Raw genomic sequence first — 15169 nt, 5'->3', positions numbered from 1 at the left:
CGTCGCGCGGTATCCTTCCCTGCCGCCGTGTCGCGGGGAAACCAGTGAGTCCCGATCCCATGCATGTTCGTTCGTTCGGAGCCGCGGCGATCGCGGCGCTGCTGTTCGCGGGTCCCGCTTTGCGCGACGCGCGGGCCTACGATTACACGGCGCCGGTTCCGTTCCATGCCAGCGCCAGTTTCGACCCCGCGCACGGCATCATCCCGTTCCCGAACAACCTGCTGTTGTCGGGCACGACGGACCTCACGCTCAACATCCCGTTCGATCCTGCCGCCGCCGACGCGGGTGTGAAGGCGGCGCTGAACGCGCTGGATGGCTTTGGCACCACCGCGCCGTGGTCGACCGGCTTCTCCGCGCCGATCGACCCGACCTCGCTGGCCGGCAACGTGCGCGTGTTCGAAGTCACGCTGAGCGGTCCGGGCGGGGCCGTCACCGGCGTCGTGCGCGAACTGGCCTCGCCGCAGGAATTCGTCGCCGCGCTGGCACCGTCCGACACCAGCAAGAAGACGCTGGCGATCGTGCCGACGCGGCCGCTGAAGGAGCGCACCTCCTACATGGCCGTGCTGACCAAGGGCATCAAGGATGCATCCGGCGTCGGCGTCCGCGGCTCGTTGACGTATCTGCTTTCGAGCGGATCGAAGCCGTTGTGCGTGGGCGGTCACTCGACCAGTCCGGCACTGGCCGATGCGCAGGCGTGCCAGCTCGAACCGCTGCGTCAGCTCAACAGTTCGCAGGCCGCTGCCGCGGTCGGCGCCGGCGTTCCCGCCGGCTCGATCGCGCTGACCTGGGTTGCAACGACGCAGAGCATCACGCCGACGATGCGCGCACTGACCGCGATCACCCAAGCGTCGCCGCCGGCGGTCACGCATGTCGCGCCGACGGGCAAGACGCTCGCCGACCTCGGTCTGGGCCTGCCGCCGGTCGCGGACATTGCGATCGGCACGATCGACCTGCCGTACTACCTGACGGCGCCGAGCCAGTCCGATCCGACCGCGGCGCTGACCAAGCACTGGAATGCGACCGCAGGTGCGTACATTTCGCAGTGCGCGGGATTCGGGCTTGATCCCAATTCGGTCAACCTGACCGCGTGCAACCCGGTGCCGAAGGCGACCGGCACGCAGACCGTGCCGCTGCTGTTGACCTATCCGAACGCGGCCTCGGGCAAGACCAAGCCCGCTGCGGGCTGGCCGCTGGTGATCTTCCAGCACGGCATCACGCGCAACCGCACCGACATGTTCGCGATTGCCGGCACGCTCGCCGCGCAGGGCTTCGCGGTCGTCGCGATCGACCTGCCGCTGCACGGCCTGACCAGCACGAGCAATCCGTTCTACGTGGGCAACACGCCGTTCGGCGCGATCGCGCACGAGCGCACGTTCGATCTGGACCTGTCCAACAACACGACCGGCGCGCCGGGTCCGGACGGCACGATCGACGGCTCCGGCTCGTACTTCATCAACCTGACCAGCCTGCTCACCTCGCGCGACAACCTGCGCCAGGGCGCGGCGGACCTGCTGCAGCTGTCGCACACGGCATCGACGCTGCCGAACGTGGACGCCAGCAGGATCAGCTTCGTCGGCCAGTCGCTCGGCAGCATCGTCGGCACGGTCTTCCTCGCCAACGAGGACGAGTACGTCCACACAGCGGTGCTCAGCGTACCGGGTGGTGGCATTGCGCGACTGCTCGAGGCGTCGCCGACGTTCGGTCCGCGCGTCCGCGCCGGGCTGGGTGCCGCAGGATTGCTGCCGGGCACGCCGGCCTACGATGCCTGGATGGTGGCGGCCCAGACGGTGATTGATTCCGGCGATCCGATCAACCATGCGTCTGCCCCGGCGCTGCTCGGCAAGCGCATCCTGTTGCACGAAGTGGTCGGCAGTGGCGACGTGCCGCCCGATCAGGTGATTCCGAATCGCGTGCAGGGCGCACCGTTGTCGGGTACCGAACCGCTGATTTCCGCGCTCGAACTCTTCAGCGTGACGGACACCGTGCACGCGCAGGACATCAACGGTCTGCGGGGCGTCGTGCGCTTCGTCCAGGGAGAGCACGGTTCGCTGCTCGATCCGACCGATTTTCCGGCCGCGACGGTGGAGATGCAGGGCGAAATGGCCAGCATGCTGGTCAGCGCCGGCGGTCTGATCCAGGTTTCCAATCCGACGGTGATCGTTCACTGAGGAACACTCGGTGCATTGGACGGAGACGCTCCGCGTTCGACCGGGAGGCAGCATGCGCGGCATCAACGACTGGTTCGCCAGCTACAGCGCGGATCACCAGCATCCGACCAACCGGCTGATCCACTGGATCTGCGTGCCGGCGATCCTGTGGGCGGTCATCGCCTTGCTGTGGCTGCTGCCGGTGCCCGCCTCGATCGGGCGCGCGGGACTGTGGTGCGCCTTCGTCATGATCGGCGCCTTCACGTTCTACTGGCGCCTTTCGCGGCCGCTTGGCGCGGCGATGTTGGTCTTGTTCGTGCTGCTCGCGCTGCTGACGGAGTGGTTGTACCGCACGCTCGGTGGCCAGCAACTGCTCTGGCTTGCGATCGGCGTGTTCGTCGTCGCGTGGGTCGGCCAGTTCATCGGCCACCTCATCGAAGGCCGCCGACCGTCGTTCTTCACCGATCTCGCCTACCTGCTGATCGGTCCGGCATGGCTGACCGGCAAGCTCATGCGCAAGCTCGGCGTCGCGTACTAGCGGAGCCCGGCGTGGCGTGGGCGGTACGCGCGAAGCGCGTGCCGCCGAAGCGGCGTACGGCGGGACTCGCGTGGAGCGTCCTCGCATCGATCAAGGGGAATCCACGCTGCGTCCCACCCAAGGGGGTCTACTGGCGGCCGATGGCCCACTCTACGCGAGCTCGATGCCGGCAAGCCGATGCAGTGCTTCGGCGTACTTCGCCGCGGTGCCGCTGATCACTTCGGGTGGAATGTGCGGTCCCGGCGCGGTCTTGTTCCAGTCGAGCGTTTCCAGGTAGTCGCGCACGAACTGCTTGTCGTAGCTCGGCGGGCTGATGCCGACGCGGTACAGGTCGGCCGGCCAGAAACGCGACGAGTCCGGCGTCAGCATTTCGTCCATCACGTACAGCGTGCCGTCGGCGTCGGTGCCGAATTCGAACTTGGTGTCGGCGATGAGGATGCCGCGCCCGGCCGCGTAGTCGGCGGCGTAGCGGTAGATCTCGAGCGTCGCGTCGCGCACGCGCCCGGCCATCTCGCGACCGACGAGGTTGACCACATGATCGAAGCTGACGTTCTCGTCGTGATCGCCGACCGCCGCCTTGGTCGACGGCGTGAAGATCGGCTCGGGCAGGCGTTCGGCTTGGCGCAGGCCGGCCGGCAGCCGGATGCCGCACAACGTGCCGGTCGCCTGATAGTCCTTCCAGCCCGAGCCGATCAGATAGCCGCGCGCGATCGCTTCGACCGGCACCGGCTTCAGGCGTTTCGTGATCACGCTGCGCTTCGCGTACAGCGCGACATCGGTGCCCGCCGGCAGCACGCTGGCGACGTCCTTGCCGGTCAAGTGGTTGGGCACGAGGCAGGCGGTCTTGCCGAACCAGAAATTCGAGATCTGGCACAGCATCTCGCCCTTGCCCGGGATCGGATCGGGCAGCACGACGTCGAACGCGGACAACCGGTCGCTGGCGACGATCAGCAGCTCGTCGGCGGACAGTGCATAGACATCGCGCACCTTGCCGCGATGCACGAGCTCGAGGCCAGGCAGGTTGGATTGCGACAGGACGGTCGGCACGCGGGCACTCCGGGGCGCGGGGCGGCAATTGTAGCGGCGTCCGCGATGTTCGAGCGCCCTTGCTAGAATTCGTCCTTTCGATGCCTGCGACCGCCGTGCAGCCAGTCCCCGCGTATCCCCGATCTGCGTCCAGCCTGCCGTCGCGAGTGCCGTGGCGCGGATGCGCCGTGGCTGGCGACAGACGCGCGCGGAGCGGCTGATGACGGGCTACGCGGGCAAGCTGGTCGGTGCGATCCTCGGCTGGATCCTGTTCCACAACCCGTTCGGCGCGCTGATTGGTGCGTTCCTCGGGCACTTCTACGACAGCGTCGCCGCGCGACCGCGCCAGACACCGCTCGGCAGCGGCTTCATCGAACCGCTGTTCGCGTTCGCGGGTGCGCTGGCGAAATCCGACGGACGTATTTCGCAGCAGGAGATCGACGCGGCGGAAGCGCTGATCGCGCGCCTCAACCTCGACGCCGAACAGCGCCGCGCCGCGATCGAGCGGTTCTCCGTCGGCAAGCAGCCGGACTTCAACGTCAACATCGCGCTCGGCGATTTGCAGCACTGGTGCCAGGGCCGGCGCGACCACGCGTTCATCGTGCTTGACCTGCTGCTTGACCTGGTGCACGCCGAAGGACCGCTCGCCGGCCCCAAGCTCGCGCTCATGCGCCGACTCTGCGCCGTGCTGCACGTCAGCGAGCACGAACTCGCCGCGTTGTCGGCGATGCGCGGCTACTCGGCCTGGCAAGGTCCGCGCGGGCCCGCCGGCAACGGTCCGCGGCCGCAACCGCCACGGCCGTCCGAGGTCGATCCCTATGCGGTGCTTGGCGTCGAACGCACGGCCGACGAGCGCGCGATCAAGCAGGCGTATCGTCGTCTGATGAGCCAGCACCATCCGGACAAGCTCGGCAGCGATGTGCCGGACGAAGTGAAGCGTCGTTCGGAACAGCGATCGCGCGAGATCAATGCGGCCTACGAGCGCATCAAGAGCGAGCGCGGCCTGAAATAGCGGGCGTACCGCCCTACACGGAGAAGCACCATGGCCAAGCAATCGCCGATCATCGCTCCCTCGATCCTATCCGCGAATTTCGCGCGCCTCGGCGAGGAGGTCGACGCCGTCGTCGCCGCCGGTGCCGAGTGGATCCACTTCGACGTGATGGACAACCACTACGTGCCCAACCTGACCATCGGCCCGCTGGTGTGCGAGGCATTGCGCAACCATGGCGTGACCGCGCCAATCGATGTGCACCTGATGGTCAAGCCGGTCGACCGCATCGTGCCGGACTTCGCCAGGGCCGGCGCAAGCGTGATCAGCTTCCACCCGGAGGCAAGCGAACACGTCGACCGCACGATCCAGCTGATCAAGGATTCCGGTTGCCAGGCCGGCCTCGTGTTCAATCCGGCGACGCCGCTGTTGTACCTGGACCACGTGCTCGACAAGCTCGACCTCGTGCTGATCATGTCGGTCAATCCGGGCTTCGGCGGCCAGAGCTTCATCCCGGCCGCGCTCGACAAGCTGCGCCGGGTGCGCGAGAGGATCGATGCGAGCGGCCGCGCGATCCGCCTTGAAATCGACGGCGGCGTGAAACCGTCGAACATCGCCGAGATCGCGCGCGCCGGCGCCGATACCTTCGTCGCGGGCTCCGCCGTGTTCAACGAGAAGAACTACGCTGCGGTGATCGCGCGCATGCAGGCGGCGATCGCGGATGGCTAGCCGGGAACGGTCCAAACTCCGTTCGCGCTGAGCGCAGTGCCGAAGGCGCGGGGTCGAAGAGCACGGAATGCGAGATGGCGGAACTTCGTCCGGCCGGCCCTCGATACGAGCGGCGTTGAATCCGGGACAGTTCCTGGCAGCCCAGCCTGGAAAGAAACCGCGCCGGGCCCGGGGGAGGGAGGGGCAAACTGCCCGGCGCGGGTACAGCAAACATGTCTGGATACGTAGGGTGGGATGCGGCGCGCGATCCCGGCGGTGGATACGGCCGCAGTCGGCGCGAGTCCCACCGAACCCGCGGATCACGCCATCAAATCACCAACCATGACGGATCGGCGGTGCTTTCCGTTGCAACCGAACGCAGATCGCACAACTCGCGCAGGTTTGCCGGCGCGATCATCGCCTCGCCGCCCAGCCAGAGCGAATCGGCGATGGCCTCGGGAATCGGGTCGCGTGCGCACAGTGCGCCGCGAAGCAGGTCGTTCGAGCGGTCCATGGGCGGCTCCTCAGAAATGCGCCGCGGCGAGCAGGCCGAGCAACAGGGAACCCAGGGCGAACACGATGCGCAGGCGTTCGCGCGCATGCAGTTCGGCATTCGGGTCGGGGCGGAGCGGTTTCATCGGTGTTTCCTTCGTCGGTCAGGCGAGTGCAATTGCAACGCGCGCCGCGGCGCCGGCGCGGCCCGCGGCAAGGCGTGGCGGCGGCGAGTTCTGGCATTTTGCTGACCGCTGACCCGCGGGCGTTGCGCGCGCGTGGCACCGCTGCGTAAGCTCGGCGCCGACATCACGAGGAACCATCGCCATGCCGCGCAGCATCGCCATCGTCGAGGACGAACCGCTGATCCGCGCCAACTACGTCGAGGCGCTGACCCGCCTCGGCTACGAAGTACGCGGCTATGCTTCGCGCCGCGATGCCGAGACCGCATTCGCGCAACGCCTGCCCGAACTCGTCATCATCGATGTCGGCCTCGGCGACGAGCCGGAAGGCGGTTTCGAACTGTGCCGCGGCCTGCGCGCGCAATCGGCGACGTTGCCGATCCTGTTCCTGACCGCGCGCGATTCGGATTTCGACGTGATCTCCGGCCTGCGCCTCGGCGCCGACGACTACCTTGCCAAGGACACTTCGCTGCACCAGCTCGCCGCGCGCATCAACGCGCTGTTCCGGCGCATGGAGGCGTTGCGCAAGCCGGTCGCCGCCGACAGCGTGTTCGCGCAAGGCCCGCTCAAGCTCGAAACCGAGCGCATGCGCGTTACCTGGAACGGCGCCGACGTGCCGCTGACGGTGACCGAATTCTGGATGGTGCACACGCTGGTGCGTTTCCCCGGCCACGTGAAGAGCCGCGACCAGCTCATGCGCGACGCGCAAGTCGTCGTCGACGACGCGACGATCACTTCGCACATCAAGCGAATCCGCAAGAAGTTCATCGCGATCGACCCCGCCTTCGACGCGATCGACACGGTGCATGGCGCCGGATATCGGTGGAAGCCCTGACAGCCGGGATTCGGGAATCGGGGATCGAAAAGGGTGCGAAAAGCGATCAAGCACTCCGTTTGCGAATGATCGATTCCTGCCTGGGTGCCACCATTCCCGATTCTCCATTCCCGATTCCCGTCCATGTCCCTGCGCATCAAATTGCTGCTGGTCGCCCTCTCCACCCTCGCGTTGCCGTGGGCGGGCTGGCAGTTCGTGCGCCAGGTCGAACTGCTGTTGCGCGAGGGACAGGAGCAGGCGTTGCTGGCGTCGGCCGGAATGCTCGCGAAGGCGGTCGAGGCGCGCGGGATCGCGTCGCCGCCGAGCGGCGCGGTGCTGTACGTGCAGCCGGCGCGTGATCGCATCGTCGTCGACGGGTATGCCGACGACTGGAGCGAGTTGCGGCCGTTCGCGCAGGCGCTCGGCCCACAGCAGGATGCGCAGCGGTTGCGCGTCACCCTCGCAAGCAGCAAGGGCGACCTCTACCTGCTCGCCGAGGTGCGCGACGCGACGCGCACGCGCTTCGATCCGGCCGATCCGCGCACGGCCGTCAGCGACCACGTCGAACTGGCACTCGAGCAGGCGGGCGAGACGCGCCGCTACCGGTTGTCGAGTGCCGCGCCCGGTGCGTTCGACGCGCCAGCGATCGGCGAAGGTGAACTGCCGCCCGCGCATCTTGCCGGCATGCTGCAGGAGGACGGTTCCGGTTATCGCATCGAAATGCGCTTGCCGCACGGCGTGATGCCCGGGCGCATCGGCTTCGCCCTGCACGATGCTGCTTCGCCCGGCGTGGTCGCGGCCGAACTGCGGCGCGTGATCGCTTATGACGAGGCCGCCGCGCGCTCGCTGCAGGCGCTGGTGCCGGCGCATGCGCGCGCGCGCGTGGTCGCGAGCGACGGCTGGCTGGTCGCCGATGCCGGCAAGCTTGATGCGGCCGGCGTCGCGCCGCGCGATGCACCCGGCGGTTTCGCGAACTTCGTCTATCGCGTGTTGATCGCGCCTTCGTTCGCGGGCTCCGCGCAACTTGACGGCACGCGCCCGCGCCTCGACGCGAGCGAGGTCTGGCAGGCGCTTTCCGGCATTCCCGCGACCAGCTGGCGCGCGGCCGATCGCGATGGCGCCGTGGTGTTGACGGCGGCGATTCCGCTGCAGGGCGACGACGGCCAGCACGGCGCACTGGTGCTGGAACAGGCGAATCGCGCATTGCCGCTGCTCGCGAACCGTGCGCTGGTCGGCCTCGCCAGCGCGACACTGGTGGCGATGGCGATCGCCGCCGCGATCCTGCTGCTGTTCGGCGCCTCGCTGTCGCTGCGCATCCGTCGCCTGCGCAACGCAGCCGAGCGTGCGGTACGAACGTCGGGACGGCTGGACGGTCCGATGCCATTGGCCGATTCGCCCGACGAGCTCGGCGATCTCGCGCGCAGCTTCGCCAAGCTGGTCGACGAGGTCGCGGCCTACACCGACTACCTGCGCACGCTGGCCTCGAAACTTTCGCATGAGCTCAACACGCCGCTCGCGATCGTCAAGTCCTCGCTCGACAATCTCGACCACCAGGAACTGCCCGTAGCGGCGCGCCCGTACCTTTCGCGCGCGCGCGATGGCGCCGAGCGCCTCGGCACGATCGTGCGTGCGATGAGCGAGGCGAGCCGGGTCGAACGCGCGATCGCCTCCGCCGAAGCCGAGGACTTCGACCTGCGTGCGCTCGTCGCCGGCTGCGCCGACGGCTATCGCGCGCTCTGCGGCGAGCGCGAGTTGCGCGTGGACTTGCCACCGGCAGGCGTGCCATTCCACGGCGCTCCCGACCTGATCGCACAGGCGCTCGACAAGCTGTTCGACAACGCCTGCTCGTTCACGCCGGCCGACGGCTGGATCGCGCTGTCGCTGCATTCCGTGGCCGACACTGCGGTCGTGCGCGTGGCGAACCAGGGGCCGCAGTTGCCGCCCACGATGCAGGAGCGCCTGTTCGATTCGCTGGTGTCGATGCGCGAACGCAGTTCGCGCGGCGGCGAGGCGCCGCACCTCGGCCTCGGCCTCTACGTCGTGCGCCTCGTCGCCGAATTGCACCGAGGCCGCGCGGATGCCGCGAACCTCGCCGATGGCAGCGGCGTCGCATTCTCGATCGCGATGCCGGGCATGTCGCGCCGGCGCCTCGCCGAAGGCACGTCGGATCGAGCGTCGTAGGGCGGGTCGAGCGCGCAGCGCGAGTCCCGCCGCGTCGGCGGCACGCGCTTCGCACGTACCGCCCTACATCCTGTCGTGCCGCAGCGCGGCGTGTCGTTTCGAGCGTTCGATGTCGTAATGATCCATTCGTGCGCGGCGCTCCCGCCGCGACCATCGACCCCACGGAGCCTGCGCATGAAGCATACGACCCGCACCCTCGGAGCGATCGTCCTCGCATTCATCGGAGCGGTGAGCGCCGCCGAGCCGGTCACCAGCGGCGACGAGATCGACTACATGCCGTCGGTGATCCGGTCGAGCGACGACGGCGCGCGCATCGTCGTGTTCGAGCGGCTGAACGCGTCGACGTTCGCCGGCGATCTGCTGTTGACGCGTTCGACCGATGGCGGCGCCAACTGGACGACACCGGTACCGATCGTTGCCAGTGCCGCGAGCGAACGCCACCCGTCGCTGCTCCAGCTCGGGCCCGCGAGCTATGTGCTGTTCTATCTCAAGGGAACCGGCACCAATTCGAGTTATCGACTCTGGCGCGCGACGAGCACCAATGGCATCTCCTTCACCGAGCAGAACCCGCTCGAACTCGGCTGGACGACCGGCGGCGAGATCAATCCGCACGTGGTCCGCCACGCGAACGGTACCTTGACGATGAGCTACCAACGCCTCGGCAGTGGAAGCTACGTCGCCGAGTCGGTCGATGGCGGAATGACCTGGGACACCCTGAAGACGCAGATCGCGAGCGGCAGCCAATTGCCGCGCATCGCCTATCGCGACAGCGACGGGCTCTATCTCGCGAGCTACCAGGTCGGCAGCACGGTGCTCTCGATGTACGTGAAGACGACGCACGACGTGCGCGACTGGAGCGCCCCGCGGCAGGATTTCGCGGTCGCCGGCAACAACCACGACTCGCTGCCGGTGGTGATGCCCGACGGTGCCTTCGCGCTGTTCTGGATCCGCCAGAACGGCAGCCTTTTCGATCTCGCCGTGCGCCGTTCCGTCGACGGAACGACCTGGAGCGGCGCGCTCGCACTGCCGGGAGTGACCGATGAGGATGCGGTCGAGCCGCATCCACTCATCGGTGCCTCGTCGACCGAGGTGGAGCTGTACTGGGGCAGTGGGCACCTTCCACCCGCCGACCCGGTCGAGATGGACATCGTTCGCGAAGCGCGCGTCGTCGTGGTCGACTCGATTTTCGCAGACGGAATGGAAGGCGCGTAGAAGTACGGCAGTACGCTGCCCGGCGGACGGGCGAAGCGTTCGCGGCGGCATCCCACCCTGGCGATTCCCTGTTATCTTCGCGGGCCGCCAATCGCAGGTTGTCAGCGTGATCACGCAGGAAGAATTCGCCGCACTCGCCGCCCAGGGCTACAACCGCATCCCGGTCGTGCGCGAGGTGCTGTCCGATCTCGACACGCCGCTGTCGGTCTACCTCAAGCTCGCCGACGGTCCGTACGCGTACCTGTTCGAGTCGGTCGAGGGAGGCGAGAACTGGGGGCGTCACTCGATCATCGGCCTGCCGTGCCGGCGCGTGTACGCGTTGCGCGGAAACACGCTCACGGTCGAGGATCTCGGTGAGGTGATCGAGACGCGCGAGCTGGTCGATCCGCTCGGCGAGATCGAGAAGATCCGCGCAACCTACAGGGTTGCGCCGGTGGAGGGGCTGCCCGCGTTCAGCGGCGGCCTGGTCGGGCACTTCGGTTTCGAGACGATCGGCTGGATCGAGCCGCGCCTCGCGCGCACGAAGCGCGACGAGCTCGGAACGCCGGATGCGCTGCTGATGCTGAGCGAGGAAGTCGCGGTCTTCGACAACCTCAAGGGCCGCCTGTACCTGATCGTGCACGCCGATCCTGCGCAGCCGCAGGCGCATGCGCGTGCGCGCCGCCGCCTGGACGAGCTCGCATTCCGCCTGCGCCATTCCGGTTCCGGCTATCCCGACGTGCTCGACCCGACCGCGCTCGGCGAAGGCGATTTCGAGTCGAGCTTCACGCGCGAACAGTACGAGGCGATGGTCGAGAAGGCGAAGGAATACATCCGCGCCGGCGACATCTTCCAGGTCGTGCCGTCGCAGCGCCTGTCGGTGCCGTTCCGCGCGCGCCCGGTCGACGTGTATCGCGCATTGCGCGCGCTCAACCCGTCGCCGTACATGTATTTCATAGACCTGGGCCCGACCCAGATCGTCGGATCGTCGCCGGAGATCCTCGTGCGCCTGAAGGAAGGCCGCGTCGTCGTGCGACCGATCGCCGGCACGCGCCCGCGCGGAAGGACGCCCGAGGAGGATCACGCGCTGGAGCAGGAACTGCTCGCCGACACCAAGGAGCGCGCCGAGCACCTCATGCTGATCGACCTCGGCCGCAACGATGTCGGCCGCGTCAGCAGGACCGGCAGCGTGAAATTGACCGAAAGCTTCGTGATCGAGCGCTACTCGCACGTGATGCACATCGTCAGCCAGGTCGAGGGCGAGTTGCGCGACGGGCTTTCGTACATGGACGTGCTCAAGGCGACGTTCCCGGCCGGCACCGTCAGCGGAGCACCGAAGATCCGCGCGATCGAGATCATCCAGGAGCTCGAACCGCACAAGCGCAACCTCTACGCCGGTGCGATCGGTTACATCGGCTGGAACGGCGACGCCGACACCGCAATCGCGATCCGCACCGCGGTGATCCAGGATGGACGTCTGTACGTCCAGGCCGGCGGCGGCGTGGTGTACGACTCCGATCCCGCGAAGGAATGGGAGGAAACGATGAACAAGGGTCGCGCGCTGTTCCGCGCGGTCGCGCAGGCAGCCGGCGGACTCTGATCCACCGGAGGCCATCCATCCGTGGCGGGTCGAACACATGGGGCAACTCGAGTGCGCAGGGCGGGCCGAGCGCGCAGCGCAAGTCCCGCCGAGATCTCGCGGAAGCCGAACCGGCGGCAAGCGCCTCGCGCGTACCGCCCTGCGCGCGTCCCGTCATCCCTCGACCACACGGTTTACGCGGCTGCCAGGGGTTAGACTGTGCCGACGACTCGCTGCGGACTCTTCGCACCGCACCCATCGATGGAGCCCGGATGCCGCACCACACCCCGCTGATCATGACCCTCGTGTCCGCGTTCGTGCTGGCCTACGTAGCCGGCATGATCGCGCAGCGGTTGCGCATCCCGCCGATCGTCGGCTACCTCGTCGCCGGGATCGTGGTCGGCCCGTTCACGCCGGGCATTGTCGCCGACCAGGCGCTCGCGCCGGAATTGTCGGAGATCGGCGTGATCCTGCTGATGTTCGGCGTCGGCCTGCATTTCTCGCTGGCAGACCTGCTCTCGGTGAAGGCGATCGCGCTGCCGGGCGCGGCGACGCAGATCGCGATCGCGACGCTTCTCGGCATGCTGCTCGCGTGGGCGATGGGCTGGTCGCTCGGCGCCGGCATCGTCCTCGGCATCGCGCTGTCGACCGCGAGCACGGTGGTGCTGCTGCGCTCGCTCGAGGAGCGCAACCTGCTCGAGACGCAGCGCGGGCGCATCGCGATCGGCTGGCTCATCGTCGAGGACCTCGCGATGGTGCTCGCGTTGGTGTTGTTGCCGGCGCTCGCGGGTCTGCTCGGCGGCACCGCGCACGGTGACGCGAATGTCTACCTGACGCTCGCAATCACGTTGGCGAAGGTCGCCGCGTTCGTCGCGTCGATGCTGATCGTCGGCCGTCGCGCGATTCCGTGGCTGCTGGAACGCACGGCGGCTACCGGCTCGCGCGAACTGTTCACGCTCGCCGTGCTCGCGTTAGCGCTCGGCGTCGCCTACGTCGCCGCCATGCTGTTCGGCGTCTCGTTCGCGCTCGGTGCGTTCTTCGCCGGCATGGTGCTCAACGAATCGAAGCTGAGCCACCAGGCGGCGCAGGATTCGCTGCCGTTCCGTGATGCATTCGCAGTGCTGTTCTTCGTCTCGGTCGGCATGCTGTTCGATCCCTCGATCCTCGTGCGCGAGCCGCTGCCGGTGCTCGGTGTTGTCGCGATCGTGCTGGTTGGCAAGTCAATCGGTGCATTCGCGATCGTGCGTGCGTTCGGGCGCCCGACCGAGGTTGCGTTGACGATCTCGACGAGTCTCGCGCAGATCGGCGAGTTCTCGTTCATCCTGGCCGGCCTCGGCATCGAGCTCGGCCTCCTGCCGAAGGACGGTCGCGACCTGATCCTCGCCGGTGCGATTCTCTCGATCTGTGCGAACCCGCTGCTGTTCGCTGCGCTCGACCGCTGGTTCGCGCGCCGCGACGCCGCGACGGCGGCTGCAATGCCGGTCGAGCCGGATCCGCCACCGGGTCCACCGATGCCCGATCGCGACCACGTAATCCTCGTCGGCTTCGGTCGCGTCGGCTCGCTGGTCGGCCAGCGCCTGCACGAAGCCGGCGTGGCGCTCGCGCTGATCGAGCCCGACCCCGACGCGGCAGAGCTTGCGCGCAAGCAGGGCATTCCGTCGCTGGTCGGCAATGCGGCGGCGGTCGACAAGCTCGCAGCTGTCCACGTTGCCGATGCCCGCGCGCTCGTCGTCGCGATCCCCCAGGTGCTCGAAGCCGGCCAGATCATCCGCCACGCACGCGAGGCGAATCCGCGGATAGCGGTACTCGCGCGCGCGCACTCGGACGAGGAAATGGCCTACCTGCTCGGCGCCGGAGCCGACGCGGCGGTCATGGGCGAGCGCGAGATCGCGCGCAGCATGTGCGAGTCGGTGGACAGCCTCACGCGCTGGTTCGAACGCGGCGCGAACGCGCCGAACACGCCCCCGATGGCACGCGACGCCGGCCCGGGTGACGACACTCCTGCCTGACGATGCGCGGGCCGGCTTGTCGCGTCAGCTGCGATCGGCGACGCACACCTGCACGCTCGTCCATGCGCCGGGACAGCAGGTCCACCAGCGCATCCTGTTCCTGCGCGAGTGCGAAGCGCGTGTCGGAGCGCACGGCGCCAAGGCCGCCTTGCTGGAAGACATCCAGCAACTCGCGGATCATCTGCCGTCGCTGCTCCAGCACGGTGGCAAAGCGCGCTGCGTTGGCGCTCTGCTCGGGGTTGTCGGCAACCAGCCCGCGCAGGCGGTCGGTTCGTTGCGGAAGCTGCGGCAGGGCGGCGTACACCTCGGCGAGTCGATCGGCGTGTCCGCCGATCATGTAGGCGCGCTGCGCCGCTTCCGCCCCAAGCAGCGTCGCGGTCGCCGCAATGATCTGTTCCTTCACCTGATGCGTGTGGTTGACCGACTCGTTCGTGTCGACCAGATCGCCGACCGTGCGGTAGACGCGTGCCGCAACCACGGCCAGTATTGCCGCGAGCACCACGAACAATCCGACCAGGCGCAGCGCGAAACGCCGGTAGCGGGGACGATCTGCTCGACGGTGGTGCCCACCGGTCAGCCTCCGTATCGAATGCGCAGGGCGGGAAATCCACGAACACGCCCTTCGTGCCGCATGGCGTGCGAAACTACGCGAATCGCCTCTTCGGCGCACACCGCGGCGCGGCCGCGACACACCTCGGGATTGTTTGGCACATGCTGCTGATGATCGACAACTACGACTCGTTCACGTTCAACCTCGTGCAGTACTTCGGCGAGCTCGGCGAGGACGTGCGCGTGATCCGCAATGACGAGATGACCCTGGCCGCGCTGCGCGCGCTGCGACCGTCGGCGATCGTGATCTCGCCGGGGCCGGGCACGCCCGACGATGCGGGCGTGTCGCTGGAAGTGCTGCAGCGTCTCGGTGGCGAGGTCCCGGTGTTCGGCGTCTGCCTCGGCCACCAGTCGATCGGGCAGGCATTCGGTGGCAAGGTGATCCGCGCGAAGCAGATCATGCACGGCAAGACGTCGCCGATCCGCCATGCAGGCAAGGGCGTATTCGCCGGTTTGCCGAACCCGTTCGAGGCGACGCGCTACCACTCGCTGGTGGTCGAGCAGGCGTCCCTGCCCGATTGCCTCGAGGTCACCGCGTGGACCGAAAACGCGGACGGCTCGCTCGACGAGATCATGGGCCTGCGTCATCGCACGCTGCCGATCGAGGGCGTGCAGTTCCATCCCGAATCGATCCTGACCGAACACGGCCACGCGATGCTGCGCAATTTCCTGTCGCAGTCGCTGCCCAGGGCCGCGTGATGGCGA

The 15169-nt window shown here is 68.0% G+C and carries 13 protein-coding genes; 10 read left to right on the top strand and 3 right to left on the bottom strand.

Annotation, left to right across the window (positions count from 1 at the left end):
* The first annotated feature begins 59 nt into the window (after positions 1–59).
* Positions 60–2168, top strand: coding sequence for an Ig-like domain-containing protein (locus ACILRJ_RS00435; protein WP_395679240.1), 2109 nt, complete (start codon positions 60–62; stop codon positions 2166–2168).
* A 52-nt stretch (positions 2169–2220) separates the two neighbouring features.
* The gene (locus tag ACILRJ_RS00430) at positions 2221–2685 is read left to right on the top strand and encodes a DUF962 domain-containing protein (protein WP_395679238.1); all 465 of its coding nucleotides are present in this window, start codon (positions 2221–2223) and stop codon (positions 2683–2685) included.
* Positions 2686–2835: 150 nt separating this feature from the next.
* On the opposite strand, the gene ACILRJ_RS00425 is transcribed toward ACILRJ_RS00430, so the two are convergent.
* On the bottom strand, positions 2836–3732 hold the full coding sequence (locus ACILRJ_RS00425) for a phosphoribosylaminoimidazolesuccinocarboxamide synthase (RefSeq protein ID WP_395679236.1): 897 nt from the start codon (positions 3730–3732) through the stop codon (positions 2836–2838).
* A gap of 199 nt (positions 3733–3931) precedes the next feature.
* Between ACILRJ_RS00425 and djlA the strand changes: the two genes are divergently transcribed.
* Positions 3932–4723 carry a co-chaperone DjlA gene (djlA, locus tag ACILRJ_RS00420; RefSeq protein ID WP_395679234.1) on the top strand — a complete coding sequence of 264 codons (792 nt, stop codon included), beginning with the start codon at positions 3932–3934 and terminating at the stop codon, positions 4721–4723.
* Positions 4724–4753: 30 nt separating this feature from the next.
* On the top strand, positions 4754–5428 hold the full coding sequence (gene rpe, locus ACILRJ_RS00415) for a ribulose-phosphate 3-epimerase (RefSeq protein ID WP_395679232.1): 675 nt from the start codon (positions 4754–4756) through the stop codon (positions 5426–5428).
* Positions 5429–5735: 307 nt separating this feature from the next.
* Here rpe and ACILRJ_RS00410 read toward each other — a convergent pair whose 3' ends face one another.
* The gene (locus ACILRJ_RS00410) at positions 5736–5921 is read right to left on the bottom strand and encodes a hypothetical protein (protein ID WP_395679230.1); all 186 of its coding nucleotides are present in this window, start codon (positions 5919–5921) and stop codon (positions 5736–5738) included.
* A 305-nt stretch (positions 5922–6226) separates the two neighbouring features.
* Between ACILRJ_RS00410 and pdsR the strand changes: the two genes are divergently transcribed.
* The 5 genes from pdsR to ybaL all read left to right on the top strand — a co-directional run bounded on the left by pdsR (position 6227) and on the right by ybaL (position 13855).
* The gene (gene pdsR, locus ACILRJ_RS00405) at positions 6227–6916 is read left to right on the top strand and encodes a proteobacterial dedicated sortase system response regulator (RefSeq protein ID WP_395679228.1); all 690 of its coding nucleotides are present in this window, start codon (positions 6227–6229) and stop codon (positions 6914–6916) included.
* Between the two features lie 123 nt (positions 6917–7039).
* Positions 7040–9076: an ATP-binding protein gene (locus tag ACILRJ_RS00400; RefSeq protein WP_395679226.1), complete on the top strand. Its 2037-nt coding sequence runs from the start codon at positions 7040–7042 to the stop codon at positions 9074–9076.
* A 174-nt stretch (positions 9077–9250) separates the two neighbouring features.
* Positions 9251–10288 carry a sialidase family protein gene (locus ACILRJ_RS00395; protein WP_395679224.1) on the top strand — a complete coding sequence of 346 codons (1038 nt, stop codon included), beginning with the start codon at positions 9251–9253 and terminating at the stop codon, positions 10286–10288.
* A 106-nt stretch (positions 10289–10394) separates the two neighbouring features.
* A complete protein-coding gene (trpE, locus tag ACILRJ_RS00390; RefSeq protein ID WP_395679222.1) occupies positions 10395–11867 on the top strand; it encodes an anthranilate synthase component I in 1473 nt (490 codons plus the stop codon).
* A gap of 251 nt (positions 11868–12118) precedes the next feature.
* The gene (gene ybaL / locus ACILRJ_RS00385; protein WP_395679220.1) at positions 12119–13855 is read left to right on the top strand and encodes a YbaL family putative K(+) efflux transporter; all 1737 of its coding nucleotides are present in this window, start codon (positions 12119–12121) and stop codon (positions 13853–13855) included.
* Here the strand turns inward: ybaL and ACILRJ_RS00380 are convergent.
* A complete protein-coding gene (locus tag ACILRJ_RS00380; RefSeq protein WP_395679218.1) occupies positions 13767–14354 on the bottom strand; it encodes a CHASE3 domain-containing protein in 588 nt (195 codons plus the stop codon). The two genes, ybaL and ACILRJ_RS00380, sit on opposite strands and share 89 nt — an antisense overlap.
* A gap of 212 nt (positions 14355–14566) precedes the next feature.
* Here ACILRJ_RS00380 and ACILRJ_RS00375 point away from each other — a divergent pair, with 212 nt between their 5' ends.
* Entirely contained in the window at positions 14567–15163 is a 597-nt protein-coding gene (locus ACILRJ_RS00375) for an anthranilate synthase component II (protein WP_395679216.1), read from the top strand.
* Positions 15164–15169: the final 6 nt, after the last annotated feature.

The organism is Dokdonella sp. (assembly GCF_044227025.1).
In the GTDB taxonomy this organism is placed as follows: Bacteria; Pseudomonadota; Gammaproteobacteria; order Xanthomonadales; family Rhodanobacteraceae; genus Dokdonella_A.
Note: the sequence above shows the minus strand (reverse complement) of the source record. Positions and strands in the feature narration are given on the sequence as shown.

Coding starts and splice junctions, on each gene's coding strand:
- ybaL (WP_395679220.1), top strand. CDS start 12,119: ATGCCGCACCACACCCCGCTGATCATGACCCTCGTGTCCGCGTTCGTG.
- ACILRJ_RS00400 (WP_395679226.1), top strand. CDS start 7,040: ATGTCCCTGCGCATCAAATTGCTGCTGGTCGCCCTCTCCACCCTCGCG.
- ACILRJ_RS00430 (WP_395679238.1), top strand. CDS start 2,221: ATGCGCGGCATCAACGACTGGTTCGCCAGCTACAGCGCGGATCACCAG.
- rpe (WP_395679232.1), top strand. CDS start 4,754: ATGGCCAAGCAATCGCCGATCATCGCTCCCTCGATCCTATCCGCGAAT.
- ACILRJ_RS00395 (WP_395679224.1), top strand. CDS start 9,251: ATGAAGCATACGACCCGCACCCTCGGAGCGATCGTCCTCGCATTCATC.
- ACILRJ_RS00410 (WP_395679230.1), bottom strand. CDS start 5,921: ATGGACCGCTCGAACGACCTGCTTCGCGGCGCACTGTGCGCACGCGAC.
- ACILRJ_RS00435 (WP_395679240.1), top strand. CDS start 60: ATGCATGTTCGTTCGTTCGGAGCCGCGGCGATCGCGGCGCTGCTGTTC.
- pdsR (WP_395679228.1), top strand. CDS start 6,227: ATGCCGCGCAGCATCGCCATCGTCGAGGACGAACCGCTGATCCGCGCC.
- djlA (WP_395679234.1), top strand. CDS start 3,932: ATGACGGGCTACGCGGGCAAGCTGGTCGGTGCGATCCTCGGCTGGATC.
- ACILRJ_RS00375 (WP_395679216.1), top strand. CDS start 14,567: ATGCTGCTGATGATCGACAACTACGACTCGTTCACGTTCAACCTCGTG.